This window comes from Streptomyces sp. NPDC001941 (genome assembly GCF_040296945.1).
Lineage (GTDB): Bacteria > Actinomycetota > Actinomycetes > Streptomycetales > Streptomycetaceae > Streptomyces.
Window position 1 is genome coordinate 93,631 of the sequence record NZ_JBEOYE010000018.1, and the last position, 22,253, is coordinate 115,883.

The following is a 22,253-nucleotide window of genomic DNA, read 5'->3' on the forward strand; positions in this document are numbered from 1 at the left end:
ATGGAGCAGCGCGAACCGGTCGCGATCGTCGGGATGGCGGTGACCCTCCCGGGCGCCGCCGACCTCGACACGTACTGGCGCAACCTGGTGGCGGGCGTCGACGCGATCTCCGACGTCCCGCCGGGCCGGCTGGACGCCGAGGACGTCTACTGCCGCCGCGGCGGCTTCGTGGACGGCCTGGCCGACTTCGACCCGACCGCGTTCGGCGTGATGCCGGACTCGGTGGCCACCACTGAGCCGGACCAGCTGATCGCGCTGCGCACCGCCGCCGCCGCGATCGCCGACGCGGGCGGGCTCTCCGCCGACCCGGCCAGGACCGGCGTGGTGCTGGGCCGCGGCGGCTACCTCACCGCGGGCCTGGCCCGGCTCGACCAGCGGGTGCGCACCGCCCGCCAGCTGGCCCGCACCCTGCGCGAGCTGATGCCCGAACTGCCCGAGGAGCGGCTCGCCGAGATCCGTACGGCCTTCACCGACGCCCTCGGCCCGGACAGCCCCGAGTCCGTCATCGGCCTGGTGCCCAACTTCGCCGCCTCCCGCATCGCCAACCGGCTGGACCTGCGCGGCCCCGCCTACACCGTGGACGCGGCCTGCGCCTCCTCGCTGGTCGCCGTGGACCAGGCGGTCGCCGAACTGGCCGCGGGGCGCTGCGACGTGATGCTCGCGGGCGGGGTGCACCACTGCCACGACATCACCCTGTGGTCCGTCTTCGAGCGGCTGCGCGCGCTCTCCCCGAGCCAGCGCATCCGCCCCTTCCACCGGGACGCCGACGGCGTGCTGATGGGCGAGGGCACCGGCGTGGTGGTCCTCAAGCGACTCGCCGACGCGCGCCGCGACGGCGACCGGGTGTACGCGGTCGTGCGCGGCACCGGCGTCGCCGGGGACGGCCGCGCCGCGTCCCTGGTCAACCCCGACCCGGGCGGCCAGGCCCGCGCCGTGCGGCTGGCCTGGGAGGCGGCCGGCCTCGACCCGGCGGCGCCCGGCTCGATCGGCCTCCTGGAGGCCCACGGCACCGGCACGCCCAACGGCGACGGCGCCGAACTGGCCACCCTCGCCGAGGTGTTCGGCAGCGGCCGGGAGCCCGACGCGGTCGTCGGCTCGGTCAAGTCGATGATCGGGCACACCATGCCGGCCGCCGGGGTGGCCGGCCTGATCAAGGCCGCGCTCGCCGTGCACCGGGGCGTGCTGCTGCCCACCCTGCACTGCGACGAGCCCCACCCCGACTTGGAGCGCACCCGCTTCCGCACGCTGCCCGAGGCCCGGCCCTGGGACGCCGGGGTGCGCCGGGCCGCCGTCAACGCCTTCGGCTTCGGCGGCATCAACGCCCACGTCGTCATCGAGTCCGCCGCCCCGGCCCCCGCCCTGCGGGTCAGCGAGCCCGAGCCGCTGCTGCGCCTCGCCGCCGACACCCCCGAGGCCCTCGCCGCGCTGCTGGACGCCGACGACGCCCGGGTGCGCGACCTGGACCGCACCCGGGGCGCGGCCCGGCTCGCCATCAGCGGCCCCACCGCCAAGCGCCTCTCGCTGGCCCGCAAGGCGGTGGCCCGGGGCGGCGCCTGGGGCGGACGCAGCGACGTCTGGTACGCGCCCGAGCCGGTCCTGGGCGCGGGCGGCGGGCGCACCGCCTTCCTCTTCCCGGGCCTGGAGGCCGAGTTCGCGCCCCAGGTCGACGACCTGGCCCGGCACTTCGGGCTGCCCGCGCCGGGCCGCCAGGGCGCCCGGGTCGGCGACGTCGCCGAGCACGGCGCGGGCGTCGTCGGCGTGGGCCGGCTCCTCTCGGCGGCCCTGGAGCGGATCGGGGTCGTCCCGGACGCGGTCGCCGGGCACAGCGTGGGGGAGTGGACCGCGATGGTGGCGGGCGGCATGTTCGCCGACGCCGAGGTCGACGCGTTCCTGGCCTCCTTCGACCCGGAGGCGCTGCGGGTGCCCGGCCTGGCGTTCGCCGCGTTCGGGACGGGCGCGCAGGTCGTCGCGGCGGCGCTGGACCGCCACCCCGGGGTGGTCCTCTCGCACGACAACGCCCCCCGCCAGTCCGTCGCCTGCGGCCCCGCCGCCCAGGTGGAGGCGCTCGCCGCCGAGCTGCGCGCCGAGGGCGTGATCGGCCAGGTGCTGCCCTTCGAGTCGGGCTTCCACACCCCGATGCTGCGGCCCTACCTGGCGCCCATCCAGGACGCCACGCTCCGCTTCGCCCTGCACGAGCAGCGGGTGCCGGTGTGGTCCGGCACCACCTGCGCCCCGTTCCCCGCCGACGGCGCGGGCGTGCGGGAGCTGTTCGTCCGCCACCTCCTGGAACCGGTGCGCTTCCGCGGCCTGGTGGAGGGCCTGTACGCGGCCGGGGCCCGGGCCTTCGTCCAGCTCGGCACCGGCCAGCTGCCCGCCCTGGTCGGCGACACCCTGGCCGGCCGCGACCACCTGGCGATCACCGCCAACTCCCCGCGCCGCGAGGGCCTGGCCCAGCTGCGCTGCGTGGCGGCGGGCCTGTGGGCGTTCGGCGGCGACCCGGACTTCGACGCGCTGGCCCACCGCCGCCGGGGCGTCCCGCTGGACCTGGGCGCCGCCCTGGTCTCGCTGCCGCCGTCGGTGGGCACCCTGACCGCGCCCGCCGCCCCGGCCGCCGCGCCCGTCGCCGCCACCGCCTCCGCCTCGGGCGTGCCGGAGCTGGACGCGCTGCTCGCCGAGACGGCCCGGGCGGTCGCGGACGTGAGCGCCCTGGGCGGGGCCCGCGCCCCGCGGCCGGTGCCCGTACGGGTCCGGCCGCCCGGGCCCGTACCGGTGTCCGCGCCGGCCGCCCCGGCGCCGTACGCCCCCGCCCCGGTCAAGCGGACCCTGGACATCAGCGTGGACGCGCTGCCGTACCTGCGCGACCACTGCTTCTTCAAGCAGCGCCCCGACTGGCCCGACCTGGCCGACCGCTGGCCGGTCGTGCCCGCGACCACCATCGTCCAGATGCTGCTCGACGCCGTCCCCGCGGACGCCGGCACCCCGGTGGCCGTGCACGACGCCCGCTTCCTGGAGTGGGTCGTCGCCGAGCCGCGCACCAGCGTGGACCTGGTGCTCGAACCCGGCGCCCCCGGCCGGTTCCGCGCGGCCTTCGGGCGGCACGCCCGCGCCGAGGTGGAGACCGCCGCCGGGTACCGCACGGCCCCCGCCCGCTGGCCGGTGCCGGACGGCGAGCGGGCGCCCGAGGTGAGCGCGGCGCGGATGTACGCCGAGCGCTGGATGTTCCACGGCCCGCTCTTCCAGGGCGTCAGCGCGATCACCGCGCTGGGCGGGCGCCACGTGCGCGGCGAGCTGACCGCGCCGCCCGCCCCCGGGGCGCTCCTGGACAACGTGGGCCAGCTGCTCGGCTACTGGCTGATGGCCACCCACACCGACCGCACCGTGGTCTTCCCCGTCGGCATCCGGCGCGCCGAGCTGTTCGGCCCGCACCCCGCCCCCGGCACCCGGCTGGACTGCCACATCCGGGTCACCGCCCTCACCGACACCCTCCTGGAGGCGGACGTCGAGCTCGCCGACCGGGCGACCGGCGCGGTGTGGGCGCGGATCGAGGGCTGGCAGGACCGGCGCTTCGACTCGCCGCCGGAGACCGACGCGGTCAAGCGCAGGCCCGAGCACAGCACCCTGTCCGAGACCCGGCCGGGCGGCTGGGAGCTGGTCTTCGAGCGCTGGCCCGACCCGGCCTCGCGGGACCTGATGATGCGCAACCAGCTCGCCGGTGCCGAGCGCGAGCGCTACGAGCGGCACGCGCCGCGCGGCAAGCGGCAGTGGCTGCTCGGCCGGATCGCCGCCAAGGACGCGGTCCGCCGCGCCCTGTGGGCCGCCGACCCGGACGAGCCGGTGTACCCGGGCGAGGTCCGGGTGCGCAACGAGCCCAGCGGCCGGCCGGTGCCCGAGGGCGTCCACGGCCGCGAACTGCCGCCCCTGGAGCTGTCCCTGGCGCACTGCCAGGACGCCGCCGTCGCCCTGGTGCGTCCGGCGGGCACGCCCGTCGGCATCGACATCGAGGAGGTCGTGGAGCGCACCGACGCCACCGTCGACGCCGTGCTCGGCCCCGACGAGCACGCGCTGTACGCCCGCCTCGGCGGCGGCGCCGAGCAGCTGACCCGACTGTGGTGCGCCAAGGAGGCCGCCGCCAAGGCCGAGGGCACCGGCCTTGGCGGGCGCCCCCGCGACTTCACCGTCGTCGAAGCGACCGGGGACACCGCGCGCGTCCGCACCCCCTCCGGCCGCGTCCACCGCATCCGCACCGCCGGGGTGGCCAACCCGCCCGGCCTGCGGGACCGGAAGTACACCGTCGCCTGGACAGAGGAGACCGAACAGCCATGACCAGCCCGATCGCCGTCGACGAGGCGGACGAGACCGCCGTCCTGGCCCAGATCACCGAGGCGCTGCGCTCGGTGCTCGACGACGCCGAGCTCGAGGAGACCCCGGTCACCCGCGAGACGCGGTTCGTGGAGGACCTCGACCTGGAGTCCATCGACCTGGTCACGCTCACCGGGGCGCTGCGCGAGCGCTACGGCGACCGCGTGGACTTCCCGGCGTTCTTCGCCTCCCTGGAGCTCTCCGAGATCATCGGCCTGACCGTGGGCCGGCTGGTCGACTACGTGGCGGGACGCCTGCGGTGACCCTCCTGGAGACCGCCACCGGGCGGCTCAACGTCGAGCGCCTGGACAAGCGCGGCGCCGAGACCGTCGTCCTGGTCCACGGCATCGCCACCGACAACCTGACCAGCTACTACTTCACGGTGGCCCCCGAGTTCGCGGCGGCCGGCTACGACGTCGTGATGTACGACCAGCGCGGCCACGGCCGCAGCGAGCGGCCCCGCTCCGGCTACCGCCTGGAGCAGTTCACCGACGACCTGGCCGCGCTCCTGGACCGCCTGGAGGTCACCGGCCCGGTCCACCTGGTCGGCAACTCCTTCGGCGGCACCGTCGCCCTGGACTTCGCCCTGCACCACCCCGGGCGCACCGCGAGCGTCCTGGTGGTGGAGTCGGAGCCGCCGACGGCCGCCTGGGCCCGGAAGATGAGCGGGCTGCTCGCCGGTTCCGCGCACAAGCTGCGCGACGAGGCCACGCTGCCGTGGATCGAGCGCACCTACGGCCGCCACGAGGCCCGTCTGGTGCGCTGGGCCTGCCGGCTGCTGCACGACACCACGCTGGCCGAGGACATCGCGGCCAGCCGCATCCCCGCCGAGGAGCGCTGGCGCTCCCTGGACGTGCCGGTGCTCGCGGTGTACGGCGCGGACTCCGACCTGGCGCCGATGGCGCCCTGGCTGGCCGGGCTGCTGCCGCGCTGCCGGACCCTGGAGGTCACCGGGCACGGCCACTCGGTCCTGGTGGGCACCCCGGAGACGGTGGGCCCGCTGCTGCTCGACTGGGTGCGCGGCGCCCACCGGGAGCCGGTCTCGTGAGCCGCTTCCTGTTCGTGGTGCCGCCGCTGGTCGGGCACGTCAACCCGGCCGTGGCGGTGGCCGCCGAACTGGCGGCCGGGGGACACCGGGTGGCGTGGGCGGGCCACCCGGAGTTCGTACGGGCCCTGGCGGGCCCCGCGGCGCGGGTGTACGACTGCGGCGCGCCCGCCGACGTGCGCAGGCCGCCGGAGCTGCGGGGCGTGGCCGCGCTGCGGTTCCTGTGGGAGGAGTTCTTCGCCCCGCTCGCCGAGGCGATGGCGCCGGGCGTGGAGCGGGCCGTGGACGACTTCCGCCCGGACGTGGTGGTCGCCGACCAGCAGGCGCTGGCGGGCGCGCTGGTGGCCGAGCGGATGGGCGTGCCGTACGCGACGTCCGCGACGACCTCCGCCGAGTTCACCGACGTGCTCGCCGGGATGCCCAAGGTCGACGAGTGGGTGCACGGGCTCCTCGGCGACCTGCGCACCAAGCTGGGCGACCCCGCCCGGCGCCACGACCCGCGCTTCTCCCCGGACCTGGTGCTCGCCTTCACCACCGGGGCGCTGGTGGGGGAGCGCACCCGCGAGGCCGCGTTCGTCGGCCCCGCCGTCGCCCACCGCACCGACGGGGGGCCCTTCCCGTGGGAGTGGCTCGACCCGGACCGGCACACCGTCCTGGTCTCGCTGGGCACCGCCAACACCGACGTCGGCGCCCGCTTCCTGACCGCCTGCGCCGAGGCCGTACGGGAGCGGGCCGGCCGGGTCCAGGCCGTCATCGCCGACCCGGGCGGCGCCCTGGACACCATCCCCGACGCGGACGTCCTGGTGCTGCCCCGGGTGCCCCAGCTCGACCTGCTGCCGCACCTGTCGGCGGTCGTCTGCCACGCCGGGCACAACACCGTCGCCGAGTCCCTGTGGCACGGCGTCCCGCTGGTGGTCGCCCCGATCCGGGACGACCAGCCGGTGGTGGCCGCCCAGGTCACCACGGCCGGCGCGGGCGTGCGGGTGCGCTTCGGGCGCAGCGACAGCACCAGGCTCGGCGCCGCCCTGGACACCGTCCTGGACGGACCCGACTGCCGCGCGGGCGCCGCGCGCGTGCGCGACTCCTTCCGCGCGGCCGGCGGCGCCGCCGCGGCCGCCACCCACCTCCAGCAGCTAGCCAAGGAAGCGACGCGATGACCGACACCACCACCGAGGTCGCCCGGCTGCGCCCGGTGTACCAGCGCGAACTGGCCCTGGGGACCGACCGGTTCTACGAGGACCGGCGCCCCGACTGCCCCTGGTGCGGCTCCACCCGGCTGCGCACCCGGCTGCGCACCACCGACAGCATCCAGCGCAAGCCCGGCACCTTCGTCGTCGACCAGTGCCGGGGCTGCCGCCACAGCTTCCAGAACCCGCGGCTGAGCCCGGAGGGCCTGGACTTCTACTACCGGGACTTCTACGACGGCCTGGGCGAGGGCACCTGGGGCAAGGCCTTCACCATGGGCACCAGCCAGGAGCGGTACGCGGCCGCCGCCCGCTCGGTGGCGCCCTACACCAGGCCCGGGCGCTGGCTGGACGTCGGCACCGCCAACGCCGACTTCTGCGTGGTCGCCAAGCAGGTCTTCCCCGACACCGCCTTCGAGGGCGTGGACTGCGGGGAGAGCGTCGAGGCGGCGGCCAGGGCGGGCCGCATCGAGAAGGCGCACCGGGGCTTCCTGCCCGAGCTCGCCGGCTCCCTGGCGGACCGCTTCGACGTGGTGAGCATGCACCACGTCCTGGAGCACACCGTGGACCCGCGCGCCGAACTGGCCGCCGCCCACACGGTGCTGCGCCCGGGCGGGCACCTGCTGATCGAGGTGCCCAACCCGGAGTCGCCGCTGGGCCGGGTGTTCGGCAAGTACTGGGTGCCGTGGTTCCAGCCGCAGCACCTGCACTTCGTGACCCGGGCCAACCTGTGCCGGGCCCTCGCCGAGCAGGGCTTCACGGTGGTGGCGAGCGACACCCGCGAGCCGCACGTGCCCATCGACGTGGTCGGCGCGGTCGGGCTCGCGGTGGTGCGGCACATGCCCTACCGCGACGAGCCGTGGCTGGCGAAGGCGCCGGGCCGGCGCGAGGCCCTGCTGCGCAAGGCCTTCTGGTACGCCTCGTTCCCGGCGCTGTTCGCGGCCCACCTGGTGGACCGGGCCCTGGAACCGCTGCTGCGGCGGACCCGGTTCTCCAACGCCTACCGCGTGATCGCCCGCAAGGACTGAGCCGGGGGCCTCAGAAGCGTACGAGCGTGACGGCCGGCGAGATCGAGCGGAACAGCGGCACCCGGTGCTGGTGCTCGATCAGCCGGCCGAGCACGCCCCGGCCGCGCGGCATGGTCAGCGCGCGCACGTCGGTGATGCCGGGGTGCGCGGTGTGGAGCTTGTGCCGCTCGTCGGCAGCCATCGACCAGCGCATCGCCGGGACGGGCATGGTCCCGATGCGCATGTTCCCGCGCCGGGTGGCCCGGGTGAGCCAGCGGGCCATCGAGTCCAGTACGAACGCCCCGCCGGACAGCGCCCCCGCGCTCGCCGCGAGCAGGTCGCGCACCTCCGGCGGGCGCAGGTACATCAGCAGGCCCTGCGCGGTGACGACCACGCCCTTGGCGGGGTCCTCCACCGCGTCCAGCCAGGTGGACGTGTCGGTGGCCGAGCAGCCGAGCACCCGCACCCGCTCGTGCTCCGGCAGCAGCCTGCGGCGCAGCTCCGCGGCCTCGGGCAGGTCCACGCTCAGCCAGCGCAGCCGCCCGTTGTCCACCCGCCAGAAGCCGGTCTCCAGGCCCTCGCCCAGCGCCACCACGGTGGCCTCGGGGTGGTCGGCGACGTACTCCCGCACCGCCCGGTCGAAGGTGACCGACCGCAGCCCCTGGATCTGCGCGAACAGCGGGTGGGGCGCCCCGAACCGCTCCTCGAAGGGGAAGTCGATCGAGTCCACCAGCCGCAGCGCCATCGGGTCGTCGAGCACGGGGTCCTCGTGCCCGGCCTCCACGGCGCGGTTCCACAGCGTCCACAGGAGCGTCTCGGGCACCCCTTCCAGCCGGGCCCGGACCTTGCCGTTGTCCATCGTGTGCTGTTTGTCCTGTACGACAGTCATGTCCGAAAGACCACGGCATGCGGGCCCCGGCCGCAAGCAGGCGCGCCCGGGTCAGCCGCGCAGCGCCAGCGCCTGGCCCGCGACCACCAGGAGCACGTGCTCGCACTCCGCGGCCACCGCGGCGTTCAGCCGCCCCAGCTCGTCGCGGAAGCGCCGCCCCGCCGGGGTCGCCGGGACCACCCCGGAACCCACCTCGTTGGTCACCGCCACCAGCCGCCGCCGGGTCGCCCGCACCGCCGCCACCAGCTCCGCCGTCCGCTCCAGCAGCGCGTCCCGGCCGCCCTTGGCCCACACGTCGTCGTCCCAGGCCCCCACCCGGTCCATCGCGTCCGTCAGCCACAGCGACAGGCAGTCCACCAGCAGCGGCGGCCCGTCCGCCGCGAGCAGCGGCACCAGGTCGCAGGTCTCCTCGGTGCGCCAGGAGGCGGGCCGCCGCTCCCGGTGCAGGCCCACCCGGGCCGCCCAGTCCGCGTCCCCGTCCCGGCCGCCGCCCGTCGCCACGTACACCACCCCCGGGAACGCCTCCAGGCGCCGCTCGGCCTCCAGCGACTTGCCCGAGCGGGCGCCCCCGGTCACCAGGGTGCGGCGCGGCACGTCCGGCACCGCGTGGTACTCGCCGACCACCAGCGTCGTGCCGTCCGGCACCGCCCGCGCCCCGGCCGCCGCCAGCCGCCGGTCCAGCTCGGGCCCCGGCGGCACGTCGTGGTCCAGGTGCGCCGCCACCACGTCCGTCGTCGCCGCCACCGCGCCCGCCCCGCGCAGCCGGGCCAGCGCGGCGGGCCGCCCGGTCACGTCGGCCACCACCATGTCGTACGGCTGCTCCACCGCCCCGAGACCGGCCGGCGCGCCGCCCGGCGGCAGGTACAGCAGCCGCTCGCCCTCCGGCGCCACCACCTCGTAGCCGGTGCCCGGCGCGTCCACCGGCACCGCCCGCACCCGGTGGCCGCTGATCAGCGTCAGCTCCCGGCCGTCCGGCACCCGGCCCGCCGACGGCAGCCCGGCCGGCTGCTCCACCGGCGGCCCATCGTGCGGATGGGTCAGCAGCACCTGGCGCACCCCGGCCAGCGAGTGCCCCGCCCGGGCCGCCGCCAGCGCGGCCCCCGGGGTCAGGTCGAGGAGCAGCGCCCCGTCCACGAGCAGCGCCGTCGCGGCGCGGGCCAGCGGTCCCCGGGCGCCAGCGCACCCGGCGCAGGGGCAGTCCGGGCGGGGGAGTCCTTCGGGCGCTCCGGTGCCGAGCAGTGTCAGTTCCACAAGCACGATCCTCCCGCGTCGCCCCCGCGCGTGCTCGCCCGGCTACGCTGCGGGCAGGAACCTGATCATCTGTGGGATCTCGGGAGGCGGACATGGCGTGGACGTGGCGGTTCGAGAAGTCCGACGGAACGGAGGTCTCCCCGGCGGTGGAGCCGGAGGAGTTCACCACGCAGGGCGACGCGGAGTCCTGGATCGGCGAGGTCTGGAAGGACCTCCTGGAGGGCGGCGCCGAGCAGGTGCACCTCTTCGAGGACGGCAGCAAGATCTACGGCCCGATGTCGCTGCGCGCCGAGGGCTGACCGGCTGACCCTCCGACCGGGCCCCGCGCCGCGCCCCGCCGCCCCTCAGAAGGGCAGGACCACCGGGGTGCAGCGCGGGGCCCGCCGGTCGGAGGGGTCCAGCGCGCTCTTCACCAGCTGCTCGACGGCCGGGTCGTACACCATGCCGATGTGCCCGACGAAGCTGAACGGGCAGTGGTCCTGCACGGTGGTGTTGCCGACCTGCGCGCCGGGACCCGCCGTCAGGAACTCCCGGGTGTACGGGGACATCGCCAGGTCGTTCATCGAGGCGATCACCGTGTAGCGCACCCCGGGCACCGTGTCGCCGCCCGCGTCGAGCTTCCGGTTGACCTCCGAGCCCACCAGCATGTCCGGCATCGAGGGCCCGGTGACCACGCTGGCCAGGCCGATCAGGTTGAGCGCCTTGCCCAGCTCGCCCAGGCCGCTCACGGTGGTGCCGTGGTTGGTCGGGGCGATGCCCACCAGGTGCCCGACCTTCGCCGCGCCGCCCTCGAACCTCAGGTACCAGCGCGGCAGCATCCCGCCGCCCAGCGAGTGCCCCACCAGGTCGGCCCTGGCCGCCCCGGTCGCCTTCAGCACCCGGTCCACGAACGCCGCGAGCTGCCGGGCCGACTGCGGCACCGGCCCGAGGCCCTTGATCAGCGCGCCCGGCGACAGCTCGCCGTACGCCACGGTGTAGACGCAGTAGCCCTCCGCCTTCAGCGCCGGGGCCAGCGAGGCGAAGTTCTGCAGCGGGTTCTCGGTGGCGCCGTGCACCAGGACCACCGGGCGCGGGTGCTTCGCCGTGGGGCGGCAGGACCAGTCGTTCGCCCCGCGCGGCGGGGCGTCGGGCGTCAGCACCGAGCGGGCGACGTCGGCGACCACCTCGGGCGTCAGGTCCCCGGGCGCGGCGCCGCCCGCGTCCCGGGCGGCGGCCTGGCCGGTGGCGGCGGCCAGCAGGGCGAGGGCCGCGGCGGCGGCCGTCAGCAGGCGTCCCACGGCGCTACATCTCGCCCAGCGTGACGTCGGCGGTCTTCGTCGCCCCGTCCCGCAGGTAGGTGACCGGCACCTTCCGGCCGGGCTCGTCGGCGGCCAGCGCCTCGGAGAGCGAGGTGATCGTGGTGACGTCGGTGTCCCCGATCCGGGTGATGATGTCGCCCTGGCGCAGGCCCGCCTTGCCCGCCGCGCCGCCCGCGGGGGCCTCGACGACCGCGACGCCCGCCGGGCGGTAGTCGTCGCCCAGGACGGTGCGTCCGGTGATGCCGAGGGCGGCCCGGCCCGAGTCGGTGACCTTGCCGTCCTTGACGATCTGGTCCGCGACCGTGCGCACCATCGAGGAGGGGATCGCGAAGCCGATCCCGGGGGCCGCGCCGTCGCCCATCTCCGGGTCGGTGGCGGCCAGCGTCGGGATGCCGATGACCTCGCTGTTCAGGTTCACCAGGGCGCCGCCGCTGTTGCCGGGGTTGATCGCGGCGGACGTCTGCACCATGTTGCCGATGGTGGCGCCGGTGCCGCCGCCCCGGGAGCCCTCGCTGACCGTGCGGCCCACGGCCGAGACGATGCCCTGGGTGACGCTGGAGGAGAGCCCGAGCGGGGAGCCCATGGCGAGGACGATCTGGCCGACCTCCACGCCGGCGGAGTCGGCGAACTTCGCGGGCTTCAGCCCGTCGGGCACCTTGTCGAGCTTGATGACCGCGAGGTCCTGCTCGGGGTAGGCGGAGACGAGCCTCGCGGTCAGCGGCTGCTCGCCGGTGGCCACCGTGACCTTGAACGCCTTCTCGTCTCCGACCACGTGGGCGTTGGTGACGATGTGGCCCTGCCCGTCGTAGACCACGCCGGAGCCCAGGCTGTTCGAGGCGTCGATCTGCACCACCGACGGCAGTACGTTCTTGATCACCGTCTGGTAGTCGGACTGTAGGCCGCCGTCCGCCTTGGGCGCCGCGGCCTGCGTGGTCCGCGAGGTCGGCGCCGCGCCCCGGTCGGGCGAGGAGCCGCCCGAGCAGCCGCCGACCAGGGCGGCGGCGCAGACGGCGGCGGTCAGGGGCAGCAGGGCACGGCGGCGTGCGCGAGAGGCGTCCATGTCCGGAGTATCACTTTCGTCCGGACGGTACGGCCTGCGGGAGTCACCCGATCAGGGGGCGGCGCCGCTCAGCCGCGGACCCCGCACAGGTGCAGCAGCGCGGCCACCCGGCGGTACGGCTCCGAGCGCCCGGCCCGCTCCTCGGCGGCCAGCAGCCGCTCCAGCTCGTCGGCGGCGGGCAGCCCGGCCTCGTTGGACACGTTGTCGCTGAAGACCCGCACCCCGTACCAGGCGTACAGCGGCGCGGCGATCCCCGCCAGCGTCGCGGTGAGGTCCTCCAGGCGGTCGGCGCGCACCCGCAGGCCGAGCCGGTTGGTGTACGACGGCGAGTCGAAGGCCGCCAGCGTCGCCGCCCAGTCCCCGCCCAGCGCCGGCCGCATGGCCAGCGCGTCCGCGTTCCGCACGACCAGGGAGAGCAGGCCGCCGGGGGCCAGCATCCGGGCCAGGCCCGCGAGCATCGCGTCCGGCTCCTCGACGTACATCAGCACCCCGTGGCACAGCACCACGTCGAAGCTGCCCGGCAGGAAGTGGACCCCGGTCTCCCGGCCGTCCCCCTCGATCAGCCGGACCCGCTCACGGATCCCGGCGGGCTCGGTGGCCAGCGCCTCGCGGGCCACCTTCAGCATCTCCGGGTCGGCCTCCAGGCCGGTCACCGTGTGCCCGGCCCGGGCCAGGCGCAGCGCCTGGGTGCCCTGGCCCATGCCCACGTCCAGGATGCGCAGCCGCTGGCCGACCGGGTACCGGGCGGCTATCTGCTCGTCGAGCTGCCGGGCCACCAGCTCCTGGCGGACCATGTTGCGCAGCCCTCCCAGGCCCGCCAGCCAGGTGGCCGACGCGCCCGAGAAGCCCTGCACGGCGCCCCGCAGTCCCGAGACGTCGGTGCTCAGGGCCGCGCTCCGCGCTTGACCTGCGGCTTGGGCAGGCGCAGCCGGCGCATCTGGAGCGTGCGCATCAGGCCGTAGGCCACCGCGCCGCGCCGCGGCTCGTCCGGGAACCGCTCGGCGAGCTGCTTGCGCAGGCGGAACGCGATGCCGATGGAGTCGATCACGATCAGCACGATCACGCCGAGCCACAGCAGCAGCGCGATGTTCTGCAGCTGGGCGACCCGGATCATCGACAGGACCAGGATCACCACCGCGAGCGGCAGGAAGAACTCCGCGATGCAGAAGCGCGAGTCGACGAAGTCGCGCACGAAGCGGCGCACCGGCCCCTTGTCGCGCGGCGGCAGGTACCGCTCGTCGCCACTGGCCAGCGCCTCTCGCTGCTTGGCGAGGTCGACGCGGCGGGCCTCGCGCTGCCGCTTCATCGCCTCCTTGCGGTCGACGGGAGCGCTCGACGCCCGGCGGCGCTGGCCCTGGGCCTCGCTGCGCTTCGGGGTCGGGCGGCCCTTCGGGGCCTCGGGGTCACGGGGCTGCGTGGAGAGGGCGTCGCCCGCCTTGGCGGCGGGGGCCTTCTCATCCTTGGAACGGCTACGGAACACAAAGCCCAAGGGTACGGGGTGCGGCGCGCGGACCCCAGCCCGGACGGGAACGATCCGGCAACGGCCCGCGTCTCTCAGGAGCAGTACCCCACGACCCCGGGGACCACCTACTCCTTGCGCGGGATCGCGACGGAGCGCAGTCGTCCTTGGGGAGGAGCGCATCCGCTCCCGAACAGTGCGGTAATGGAGTCAGGGCCCGTACTGTGGGTTCTGTTGGAGTGCTGGAGCCGGTCCGTCAGAAGGGGGCGCGCGAAGCCCATGAGCGGTGTGATGAAGCGTATGGGGATGATCTTCCGCGCGAAGGCGAACAAGGCCCTTGACCGGGCCGAGGATCCGCGCGAGACCCTGGATTACTCGTACCAGAAGCAGCTGGAACTGCTGCAGAAGGTGCGCCGCGGCGTCGCCGACGTGGCGACCAGCCGCAAGCGCCTGGAACTCCAGCTGAACCAGCTGCAGGGCCAGTCCGCCAAGCTGGAGGACCAGGGCCGCAAGGCGCTGGCGCTCGGCCGCGAGGACCTCGCCCGCGAGGCGCTCTCCCGCCGCGCGGCGCTCCAGCAGCAGGTCAGCGACCTGGAGGTGCAGCACCAGACCCTCCAGGGCGAGGAGGAGAAGCTGACGCTCGCCGCGCAGCGCCTCCAGGCCAAGGTCGACGCCTTCCGCACCAAGAAGGAGACGATCAAGGCCACCTACACGGCGGCGCAGGCGCAGACCCGCATCGCCGAGTCCTTCTCCGGCATCTCGGAGGAGATGAGCGACGTCGGCGTGGCCATCCAGCGCGCCGAGGACAAGACCGCGCAGCTCCAGGCCCGCGCGGGCGCCATCGACGAGCTCCTCGCCTCCGGCGCCCTGGACGACCAGTCCGGCCTGGCCAAGGACGACATCCAGGCCGAGCTCGACCGCCTCTCCGGCGGTACGGACGTCGAGCTGGAGCTCCAGCGGATGAAGGCCGAGCTGGCCGGCGGCCCCTCCGCGCAGCAGCAGGCGCTCGAGGGCGGCCAGCAGGCCGCCCCGCAGGACCGCCAGAGCCAGGAGCAGTCCGCTCCCCGCTTCGACAAGCAGTAGGCGGCCCCGCGGCCCACCGGCACGGCGGACATGGTCCCGGCAGGACCGGGCCCGACACCTGAGGGACGGCACATCATGATCGTTCGGATCATGGGGGAGGGCCAGTGGAAGCTGGCCGACAGCCACTTCGTGGAGCTGAACCGGCTCGACGACGAACTGCTCGCCGAGATGGAGTCGGGCGACGAGGACGGCTTCCGCCGCACCCTCGGCGCCCTGCTCGACGCGGTCCGCCGCCTCGGCGAGCCGCTCCCGGACGACGCCCTTGAGCCGTCCGAGCTGATCCTGCCCGCGCCCGACGCGGGCCTGGACGAGGTCCGCGCCATGCTCAGCGACGACGGCCTGATCCCGGGCTGACCCCGGGCGGCCACTCCAACGCACACGGGTGCCCCGCTCCCCGCCCGGGAGCGGGGCACCTGCGCGTACCGTCGGTCCGTGACCACCATCGGAATCGGGCTCACGCGCACCCGCGCCTGGCTCCGCGCCCACCCCCTCGCCCTCGACGCGGCGCTGGCCCTCGTCGTGCTGGCCTGCATGATCATCGCGTCGTTCGCGGGCCCGCACGGACCAGAGGGCCGCCCCCGGTTCGGTGCCCGCACCCCGGGCGGGGCCAGCCTCGTCCTGATGGCCTTCGGCGCCGCCGCCCTGGTGCTGCGCCGCCGCAACCCGGTCGGCGTGCTGCTCTTCACCTGCGCCGTCACCGTGGTCGAGCTGGTCGTCGACGACCCGCCGTCCCCGGTCGCGATGAGCGCCGTGGTCGCCCTGTACACCGTGGCCTCGCGCACCGACCGCCCCACCACCTGGCGCGTCGGCCTGCTCACCATGGTGGTGCTCACCGGCGCCGCCATGACCTTCGGCGCCACCCCCTGGTACACCCAGGAGAACCTCGGCCTCTTCGCCTGGACCGGCCTGGCCGCGGCGGCCGGCGACGCCGTGCGCAGCCGCCGCGCCTTCGTCGACGCCATCAGGGAGCGGGCCGAGCGCGCCGAGCGCACCCGCGAGGAGGAGGCCCGGCGGCGCGTCGCCGAGGAGCGGCTGCGCATCGCCCGGGACCTGCACGACGTGGTCGCCCACCACATCGCCCTGGTCAACGTGCAGGCCGGGGTCGCCGCCCACGTCATGGACAAGCGCCCCGACCAGGCCAAGGAGGCGCTGGCCCACGTCCGCGAGGCGTCCCGCTCCGCGCTCAACGAACTGCGGGCCACCGTCGGCCTGCTGCGCCAGTCCGGCGACCCGGAGGCGCCCACCGAACCGGCCCCCGGCCTCGGCGTCCTGGACGAGCTGCTCACCACCTTCCGGCAGGCAGGACTGCCGGTGGAGCTGGCCCGGACCGACACCGACGAGCGGCTTCCGGCGGCCGTGGACCTCGCCGCGTACCGCATCGTCCAGGAGGCCCTGACGAACGTCCGCAAGCACGCCGGGCCCGACGCCAAGGCCGAGGTCAGCGTGGTGCGGGTGGGCCGCACCGTGGAGGTCACCGTCCTGGACGACGGCGCGCCGCAGCCGCCCGGCACCGGGAGCGACACCGGGGACGGCGGCGGGCACGGGCTGCTCGGCATGCGCGAGCGGGTGACCGCGCTGGGCGGCACCCTCACCGCGGGACCCCGCTACGGCGGCGGCTTCCGGGTGCAGGCGATACTGCCCGTCGAGGCCGAAGCGAAGACCGCGGGGGACACATGACCATCAGGGTGCTGCTCGCCGACGACCAGGCGCTGCTGCGCAGCGCGTTCAAGGTCCTGGTGGACTCCGAGCCCGACATGGAGGTCGTGGGCGAGGCCGCCGACGGCGCCGAGGCCGTCGCGCTGGCCCGCTCCGCCCGCGCCGACGTGGTCCTGATGGACATCCGGATGCCCGGCACCGACGGCCTGGCGGCCACCCGGCTGATCAGCGCCGACCCGGAACTGGCGGGCGTGCGGGTGGTGATGCTGACGACCTTCGAGGTCGACGAGTACGTGGTGCAGTCGCTGCGCGCGGGCGCCTCCGGATTCCTCGGCAAGGGCGCCGAGCCCGACGAGCTGCTCAGCGCCATCCGGATCGCCGCCGCGGGCGAGGCGCTGCTGTCCCCGGTCGCCACCAAGGGCCTGATCGCCAAGTTCCTCGCGCAGGGCGGCGGTTCGTCCGAGGAGGGCCGCGAGCCCGGCGCGTACGCGGACCGCCTGGCGGCGCTGACGGTACGGGAGCGGGAGGTGCTGGTGCTGGTCGGTGGCGGGCACTCCAACGACGAGATCGCCGACCGGCTGCGGGTCAGCCCGCTGACGGTGAAGACCCACGTGAACCGCGCGATGGCCAAGCTGGGCGCCCGCGACCGGGCCCAGCTGGTGGTCGTGGCGTACGAATCGGGCCTGGTACGCCCGAAGGTGGAGTAGGGGCCGCGCCCCGCGTACTCCGAACGCGGTAGGCGGGCCCCCGCAGGACGGGACCTGGGGGCGACGGAAGGGCCCCGGCGGATGGCAGATCGTATAGGGCGGGCGCACCGACCCTCGTCGCGCCCGCCTGCCGAGTACCGCCACGGAAGAGAGACCCCATGTCCTGGCTGTCCAGATTCAGCCTCGCGCAACGGGCCCTGATAGGGCTGATGTCGATCGTCGCGATCGTCTTCGGAGCGATCGCCATCCCGCAGCTCAAGCAGCAGCTGCTGCCCTCCATCGAACTCCCGATGGTGTCGGTCCTGGCGCCCTACCAGGGCGCGTCCCCCGACGTGGTGGAGAAGCAGGTCGTCGAGCCGGTCGAGAACACCCTGAAGGCCGTCGACGGCATCAAGGGCGTGACCTCCACGGCGAGCGAGGGCAACGCCGTCATCATGGCCACCTTCGACTTCGGAGACGAGTCCACCAAGCAGCTCGTCGCCGACGTCCAGCAGGCGGTCAACCGGGCCCGCGCCCAACTGCCCGACGGCGTCGACCCGCAGGTCGTCGCGGGCTCCACCGACGACATCCCGACCGTGGTCCTCGCGGTCACCTCCGACAAGGACCAGCAGGCCCTCGCCGACCAGCTGGACCGCACCGTCGTCCCCGCCCTGCAGGACATCGACGGCGTCGGCCAGGTCTCCGTCGACGGCGTGCAGGACCTGCGGGTCGAGGTCACCCCGGACGACGCCAAGCTGGCGGCCGCGGGCCTGAACGCGATGTCGCTGGCCGACGCGCTGAAGGCGGGCGGGGCCACCTTCCCGGCGGGCTCGTTCTCCGAGAACGGCACCAGCCGCACCGTCCAGGTCGGCGGCGGCTACACCTCGCTGGCCCAGATCCAGGACCTGCGCGTCGCGCCCGCCAAGCCGGGCGAGGGCAAGGCGGTCCGGCTCGGTGACGTCGCCTCGGTCAAGCAGTCCGAGGCGCGCCGCACCTCCATCACCCGCACCGACGGCAAGCCCAGCCTCGCGGTGATGGCCACCATGGACAAGGACGGCAGCGCCGTCGCCATCTCCGACGCGGTCAAGGACAAGCTCCCCGAGCTGCGCAAGGACCTGGGCGCGGGCGCCCGGCTGACCGTGGTCTCCGACCAGGGCCCGGCGGTCTCCAAGTCGATCTCCGGCCTGACCACCGAGGGCGCCCTCGGCCTGGTCTTCGCGGTGATCGTGATCCTGGTCTTCCTGGCCTCGCTGCGCTCGACCCTGGTCACCGCGGTCTCCATCCCGCTCTCCGTGGTCCTGGCGCTGATCGTGCTGTGGACCCGGGACCTGTCGCTGAACATGCTGACCCTGGGCGCCCTGACGATCGCCATCGGCCGGGTGGTCGACGACTCGATCGTGGTCCTGGAGAACATCAAGCGGCACCTGGGCTACGGCGAGGAGCGCAAGGAGGCCATCCTCACCGCGGTGCGCGAGGTGGCCGGCGCGGTGACCTCCTCCACCCTGACCACGGTCGCGGTGTTCCTGCCGATCGGCCTGGTCGGCGGCATGGTGGGCGAGCTGTTCGGCTCGTTCAGCCTGACCGTGACGGCGGCCCTGCTGGCCTCGCTGCTGGTGTCGCTGACCGTGGTGCCGGTCCTCTCGTACTGGTTCCTGCGCGCGCCCAAGGGCGCCGCCGAGGACCCGGAGAGGGCCCGCCGCGAGGCGGAGGAGAAGGAGGAGCGCAGCAGGCTCCAGCGGCTGTACGTGCCGGTGCTGCGGTTCGCCACCCGGCGCCGCCTCACCAGCGTCGCCATCGCCGTCGTCGTGCTGATCGGCACCTTCGGCATGGCCCCGCTGCTGAAGACCAACTTCTTCGACCAGGGCGACCAGGACACCCTGTCGATCAAGCAGGAGCTCGCCCCCGGCACCAGCCTGGAGGCCGCCGACGCGTCCTCCAAGAAGATCGAGAAGGTCCTCGCGGGCCTGGACGAGGTGAAGGACTACCAGGTCACCGTCGGCTCCTCGGGCTTCATGGCCGCCTTCGGCGGCGGCACCGGCGCCAACCAGGCCTCCTACCAGGTGACCCTGAAGGACTCGGCGTCGTACGAGAAGACCCGGGACCGGCTGGACGAGGAGCTCGGCAAGCTCGACGGCATCGGCGACACGACCATCGGCGCGGGCGGCGGCTTCGGCAGCCAGGACCTGAGCGTCGTGGTCAAGGCCGCCGACGCGGGCACCCTGGACAAGGCCGCGGAGATGGTGCGCGGCGAGGTCGCCAAGCTCAAGGACGTCACGGACGTCGAGAGCGACCTGGCCACCTCGGTGCCGAGGATCTCGGTCAAGGCCAACGCCAGGGCCGCCGACGCCGGGTTCAACGACACCACGCTCGGCATGGCCGTGGCCCAGGCCGTCAGCGGCACCCCGGCCGGCAAGGCGATGCTGGACGACACCGAGCGGGACGTGGTCATCACCTCGGCCAGGCCCGCCGCCACCCTGGAGCAGCTGAAGGCGCTGCCGCTGGGCCCGGTCAAGCTTGGTGACATCGCCGACGTGAAGGTGGTCCCGGGCCCGGTCTCCTCGACCCGCATCGACGGCGCGCGGGCGGCCACGATCACGGCCAAGCCGGTCGGCGACAACACCGGCGCGGTCAGCGCCTCGCTCCAGTCGAAGATCGACGCGCTGGACCTGCCGGACGGCGCCACCGCGACCATCGGCGGCGTCTCGCAGGACCAGAGCGACGCGTTCGTCAACCTGGCCCTGGCGATGCTCGCGGCCGTCGCGATCGTCTTCATGCTGCTGGTCGCGACCTTCCGGTCGCTGGTGCAGCCGCTGATCCTGCTGGTCTCCATCCCGTTCGCGGCGACCGGCGCGCTGGGCCTGCTGATCGCCACCGGCACCCCGATGGGCGTCCCGGCGATGATCGGCATGCTGATGCTCATCGGCATCGTGGTCACCAACGCGATCGTGCTGATCGACCTGATCAACCAGTACCGCGCCCAGGGCCTGGGCGTCGTCGAAGCGGTGGTGGAGGGCGGCCGGCACCGGCTGCGCCCGATCCTGATGACCGCCCTGGCGACCATCTTCGCCCTGCTGCCGATGGCCCTCGGGATCACCGGCGAGGGCGGGTTCATCGCCCAGCCGCTCGCGGTGGTGGTGATCGGCGGCCTGGTCACCTCGACGCTGCTGACGCTGCTGCTGGTGCCGACCCTCTACGCCATGGTGGAGCTGCGCAAGGAGCGCCGCCGGGCGAAGAAGGAGGCCCGGCGCCAGGCGGAGTCGGACGGCACGCCGGAGCGTCCGAAGGAGCCGGTGAACGCGTAACCGGTCGTACGCACGCGAAGGGCGCCCCCTCCCGCACGGGAGGGGGCGCCCCTTTTCGTCCGCGTACCGGCGTACCGGCGTACCGGCGTACCGGCTACCGGCGTACCGACGACCGGCTACGGCAGCGCCAGCATCCGCTCCAGGGCCAGCTTGGCGAAGCCCTCGGTCTCCCGGTCCACCTGGATCCGGTTGACCAGCTTGCCCTCGGCGAGCGACTCCAGCGCCCACACCAGGTGCGGCAGGTCGATCCGGTTCATGGTCGAGCAGAAGCAGACCGTCTTGTCGAGGAAGACGACCTCCTTGTCCGGGTGCGCGTTGGCCAGCCGGCGCACCAGGTTGAGCTCGGTGCCGATGGCCCACTTGGAGCCGGCCGGGGCCGCGTCCAGGGCCTTGATGATGTACTCGGTCGAGCCGACGTAGTCCGCGGCGGCCACGACCTCGTGCTTGCACTCGGGGTGCACCAGCACGTTGACGCCCGGGACGCGCGTGCGCACGTCCTCGACGGACTCCAGCGAGAACCGGCCGTGCACCGAGCAGTGCCCGCGCCACAGGATCATCTTCGCGTCGCGCAGCTGCTCGGCGGTGAGCCCGCCGCCCGGCTTGTGCGGGTTGTAGACGACGCAGTCCTCCAGGGACATCCCCATGTCGCGCACGGCGGTGTTGCGGCCCAGGTGCTGGTCGGGCAGGAACAGCACCTTCTCGCCCTGCTCGAACGCCCAGTCCAGCGCGCGCTTGGCGTTGGAGGAGGTGCAGATGGTCCCGCCGTGCTTGCCGGTGAAGGCCTTGATGTCGGCGGAGGAGTTCATGTACGAGACGGGGACGGTGACGTCCGCGACCCCGGCGTCGGTCAGCACGTCCCAGCACTCGGCGACCTGCTCGGCGGTGGCCATGTCGGCCATCGAGCAGCCCGCGGCGAGGTCGGGGAGCACGACCTTCTGGTCGTCGGTGGTCAGGATGTCGGCGGACTCGGCCATGAAGTGCACGCCGCAGAAGACGATGTACTCGGCCTCCGGCCGCGCCGCCGCGTCGCGCGCCAGCTTGAAGGAGTCGCCGGTGACGTCCGCGAACTGGATGACCTCGTCGCGCTGGTAGTGGTGGCCGAGCACGAAGACCTTGTCCCCGAGCTTCTCCTTGGCCGCGCGGGCGCGGGCCACCAGGTCGGGGTCGGACGGGGAGGGAAGGTCCCCGGGACACTCCACGCCGCGCTCGCTCTTGGGGTCGGCCTCGCGGCCGAGCAGCAGCAGGGCGAGCGGCGTCGGCTGGACATCCAGGGGTTGGGCGGTGGTCACGTCACACACCCTTTCTTCTTCACTTTGCGGACGACCTTTTCGTCTCATTGACGTTATCTATGATAACCGCTTCACGTCACTTTGACGATGCCGATCTCGTCGATGTGACGCATCCGCCGCCCACGCGGTGTGCGAGCATGGGAATGAACCCGCGGCCCCGCCGGTTGCTACCGTCGGCAAGCAGTCTCCGTACTACCCGGGAGAGATGTAGATGTCCGTTCAGGACGAGAAGACCACCGTGAGCGACGGCATCATCCTGTCCGACGCCGCCGCCGCCAAGGTCAAGGCCCTGCTCGACCAGGAAGGCCGTGACGACCTGGCCCTGCGCGTCGCCGTTCAGCCCGGTGGCTGCTCCGGCCTGCGCTACCAGCTCTTCTTCGACGAGCGCTCGCTCGACGGCGACGTGGTCAAGGACTTCGACGGCGTCAAGGTCGTCACCGACCGCATGAGCGCCCCGTACCTGGGCGGCGCCTCGATCGACTTCGTCGACACCATCGAGAAGCAGGGCTTCACGATCGACAACCCCAACGCCACCGGCTCCTGCGCCTGCGGCGACTCCTTCAGCTAGGCCTGAAGCACGGCACGAAGAGGGGCGGTCCAGCAGCCGGGGCGGGCGCACCGAGGTCCAGTCGGTGGCGCCGCGGGCCAGCTCGGCCTCCATCGCCCGCAGGTCGGCGTAGACGTC

Annotated in this window: 19 protein-coding genes and 1 pseudogene; 12 read left to right on the forward strand and 8 right to left on the reverse strand. The window is 74.4% G+C overall.

Annotated elements, in window-relative coordinates:
• Genes ABT160_RS15520 through ABT160_RS15540 form a run of 5 tightly spaced genes read left to right on the forward strand, consistent with a single transcriptional unit; the run spans position 1 to position 7,616 of the window.
• Positions 1-4,323 (forward strand): beta-ketoacyl synthase N-terminal-like domain-containing protein, encoded by a 4,323-nt coding sequence (locus ABT160_RS15520; protein ID WP_351647742.1) that lies wholly within the window; start codon positions 1-3, stop codon positions 4,321-4,323.
• The gene (locus tag ABT160_RS15525) at positions 4,320-4,622 is read left to right on the forward strand and encodes an acyl carrier protein (RefSeq protein WP_351647716.1); all 303 of its coding nucleotides are present in this window, start codon (positions 4,320-4,322) and stop codon (positions 4,620-4,622) included. Before ABT160_RS15520 ends, ABT160_RS15525 begins: the two co-directional genes overlap by 4 nt.
• Positions 4,619-5,407, forward strand: coding sequence for an alpha/beta fold hydrolase (locus tag ABT160_RS15530; protein WP_351647717.1), 789 nt, complete (start codon positions 4,619-4,621; stop codon positions 5,405-5,407). The genes ABT160_RS15525 and ABT160_RS15530 overlap by 4 nt, the downstream gene beginning before the upstream one ends.
• The gene (locus ABT160_RS15535; RefSeq protein ID WP_351647719.1) at positions 5,404-6,561 is read left to right on the forward strand and encodes a glycosyltransferase; all 1,158 of its coding nucleotides are present in this window, start codon (positions 5,404-5,406) and stop codon (positions 6,559-6,561) included. Before ABT160_RS15530 ends, ABT160_RS15535 begins: the two co-directional genes overlap by 4 nt.
• Entirely contained in the window at positions 6,558-7,616 is a 1,059-nt protein-coding gene (locus ABT160_RS15540) for a class I SAM-dependent methyltransferase (RefSeq protein ID WP_351647720.1), read from the forward strand. Before ABT160_RS15535 ends, ABT160_RS15540 begins: the two co-directional genes overlap by 4 nt.
• 10 nt (positions 7,617-7,626) lie before the next feature.
• Here ABT160_RS15540 and ABT160_RS15545 read toward each other — a convergent pair whose 3' ends face one another.
• On the reverse strand, positions 7,627-8,484 hold the full coding sequence (locus ABT160_RS15545) for a class I SAM-dependent methyltransferase (RefSeq protein WP_351647722.1): 858 nt from the start codon (positions 8,482-8,484) through the stop codon (positions 7,627-7,629).
• Between the two features lie 51 nt (positions 8,485-8,535).
• Positions 8,536-9,735 (reverse strand): bifunctional adenosylcobinamide kinase/adenosylcobinamide-phosphate guanylyltransferase, encoded by a 1,200-nt coding sequence (locus ABT160_RS15550; RefSeq protein ID WP_351647723.1) that lies wholly within the window; start codon positions 9,733-9,735, stop codon positions 8,536-8,538.
• A gap of 92 nt (positions 9,736-9,827) precedes the next feature.
• On the opposite strand from ABT160_RS15550, the gene ABT160_RS15555 reads away from it, so the two are divergent.
• Positions 9,828-10,034: a hypothetical protein gene (locus tag ABT160_RS15555; RefSeq protein WP_351647724.1), complete on the forward strand. Its 207-nt coding sequence runs from the start codon at positions 9,828-9,830 to the stop codon at positions 10,032-10,034.
• A gap of 45 nt (positions 10,035-10,079) precedes the next feature.
• Here ABT160_RS15555 and ABT160_RS15560 read toward each other — a convergent pair whose 3' ends face one another.
• The 4 genes from ABT160_RS15560 to ABT160_RS15575 form a co-directional block, all read right to left on the reverse strand.
• The gene (locus ABT160_RS15560; protein WP_351647726.1) at positions 10,080-11,012 is read right to left on the reverse strand and encodes an esterase/lipase family protein; all 933 of its coding nucleotides are present in this window, start codon (positions 11,010-11,012) and stop codon (positions 10,080-10,082) included.
• Positions 11,013-11,016: 4 nt separating this feature from the next.
• Complete coding sequence (locus ABT160_RS15565) at positions 11,017-12,093, reverse strand: S1C family serine protease (protein ID WP_351647727.1); 1,077 nt, start codon at positions 12,091-12,093, stop codon at positions 11,017-11,019.
• A 68-nt stretch (positions 12,094-12,161) separates the two neighbouring features.
• The gene (locus tag ABT160_RS15570) at positions 12,162-12,887 is read right to left on the reverse strand and encodes a class I SAM-dependent methyltransferase (protein ID WP_351647743.1); all 726 of its coding nucleotides are present in this window, start codon (positions 12,885-12,887) and stop codon (positions 12,162-12,164) included.
• An 89-nt stretch (positions 12,888-12,976) separates the two neighbouring features.
• Positions 12,977-13,573, reverse strand: coding sequence for a DUF3043 domain-containing protein (locus tag ABT160_RS15575; RefSeq protein ID WP_351647728.1), 597 nt, complete (start codon positions 13,571-13,573; stop codon positions 12,977-12,979).
• 258 nt (positions 13,574-13,831) lie between these two features.
• Between ABT160_RS15575 and ABT160_RS15580 the strand changes: the two genes are divergently transcribed.
• From ABT160_RS15580 to ABT160_RS15600, 5 genes are all read left to right on the forward strand, one after another.
• Positions 13,832-14,635 (forward strand): PspA/IM30 family protein, encoded by an 804-nt coding sequence (locus tag ABT160_RS15580; RefSeq protein ID WP_351647730.1) that lies wholly within the window; start codon positions 13,832-13,834, stop codon positions 14,633-14,635.
• 75 nt (positions 14,636-14,710) lie between these two features.
• On the forward strand, positions 14,711-14,989 hold the full coding sequence (pspAA, locus tag ABT160_RS15585; protein ID WP_351647731.1) for a PspA-associated protein PspAA: 279 nt from the start codon (positions 14,711-14,713) through the stop codon (positions 14,987-14,989).
• A gap of 78 nt (positions 14,990-15,067) precedes the next feature.
• Positions 15,068-16,312, forward strand: a complete 1,245-nt coding sequence (locus ABT160_RS15590) for a sensor histidine kinase (protein WP_351647732.1) — start codon at positions 15,068-15,070, stop codon at positions 16,310-16,312.
• Positions 16,309-16,998, forward strand: a complete 690-nt coding sequence (locus tag ABT160_RS15595) for a response regulator (RefSeq protein WP_351647733.1) — start codon at positions 16,309-16,311, stop codon at positions 16,996-16,998. Before ABT160_RS15590 ends, ABT160_RS15595 begins: the two co-directional genes overlap by 4 nt.
• A gap of 158 nt (positions 16,999-17,156) precedes the next feature.
• Entirely contained in the window at positions 17,157-20,279 is a 3,123-nt protein-coding gene (locus ABT160_RS15600; protein WP_351647735.1) for an efflux RND transporter permease subunit, read from the forward strand.
• 116 nt (positions 20,280-20,395) lie between these two features.
• Here the strand turns inward: ABT160_RS15600 and nadA are convergent, their stop codons facing one another.
• Positions 20,396-21,568 (reverse strand): quinolinate synthase NadA, encoded by a 1,173-nt coding sequence (gene nadA / locus ABT160_RS15605; protein ID WP_351647736.1) that lies wholly within the window; start codon positions 21,566-21,568, stop codon positions 20,396-20,398.
• A gap of 211 nt (positions 21,569-21,779) precedes the next feature.
• Between nadA and ABT160_RS15610 the strand changes: the two genes are divergently transcribed.
• Entirely contained in the window at positions 21,780-22,136 is a 357-nt protein-coding gene (locus ABT160_RS15610; RefSeq protein WP_351647737.1) for an iron-sulfur cluster assembly accessory protein, read from the forward strand.
• 21 nt (positions 22,137-22,157) lie between these two features.
• Here ABT160_RS15610 and ABT160_RS15615 read toward each other — a convergent pair.
• Positions 22,158-22,253 (reverse strand): annotated as a pseudogene (locus ABT160_RS15615) (epimerase); the annotation flags it as partial.

What these genes read in the sequence shown, in the direction of transcription:
- ABT160_RS15520 (WP_351647742.1), top strand. Translation starts at nt 1, where the DNA reads ATGGAGCAGCGCGAACCGGTCGCGATCGTCGGGATGGCGGTGACCCTC.
- ABT160_RS15525 (WP_351647716.1), top strand. Translation starts at nt 4,320, where the DNA reads ATGACCAGCCCGATCGCCGTCGACGAGGCGGACGAGACCGCCGTCCTG.
- ABT160_RS15540 (WP_351647720.1), top strand. Translation starts at nt 6,558, where the DNA reads ATGACCGACACCACCACCGAGGTCGCCCGGCTGCGCCCGGTGTACCAG.
- ABT160_RS15545 (WP_351647722.1), bottom strand. Translation starts at nt 8,484, where the DNA reads ATGACTGTCGTACAGGACAAACAGCACACGATGGACAACGGCAAGGTC.
- ABT160_RS15555 (WP_351647724.1), top strand. Translation starts at nt 9,828, where the DNA reads ATGGCGTGGACGTGGCGGTTCGAGAAGTCCGACGGAACGGAGGTCTCC.
- ABT160_RS15565 (WP_351647727.1), bottom strand. Translation starts at nt 12,093, where the DNA reads ATGGACGCCTCTCGCGCACGCCGCCGTGCCCTGCTGCCCCTGACCGCC.
- ABT160_RS15570 (WP_351647743.1), bottom strand. Translation starts at nt 12,887, where the DNA reads ATGGTCCGCCAGGAGCTGGTGGCCCGGCAGCTCGACGAGCAGATAGCC.
- ABT160_RS15580 (WP_351647730.1), top strand. Translation starts at nt 13,832, where the DNA reads ATGAGCGGTGTGATGAAGCGTATGGGGATGATCTTCCGCGCGAAGGCG.
- pspAA (WP_351647731.1), top strand. Translation starts at nt 14,711, where the DNA reads ATGATCGTTCGGATCATGGGGGAGGGCCAGTGGAAGCTGGCCGACAGC.
- ABT160_RS15595 (WP_351647733.1), top strand. Translation starts at nt 16,309, where the DNA reads ATGACCATCAGGGTGCTGCTCGCCGACGACCAGGCGCTGCTGCGCAGC.
- ABT160_RS15600 (WP_351647735.1), top strand. Translation starts at nt 17,157, where the DNA reads ATGTCCTGGCTGTCCAGATTCAGCCTCGCGCAACGGGCCCTGATAGGG.
- ABT160_RS15610 (WP_351647737.1), top strand. Translation starts at nt 21,780, where the DNA reads ATGTCCGTTCAGGACGAGAAGACCACCGTGAGCGACGGCATCATCCTG.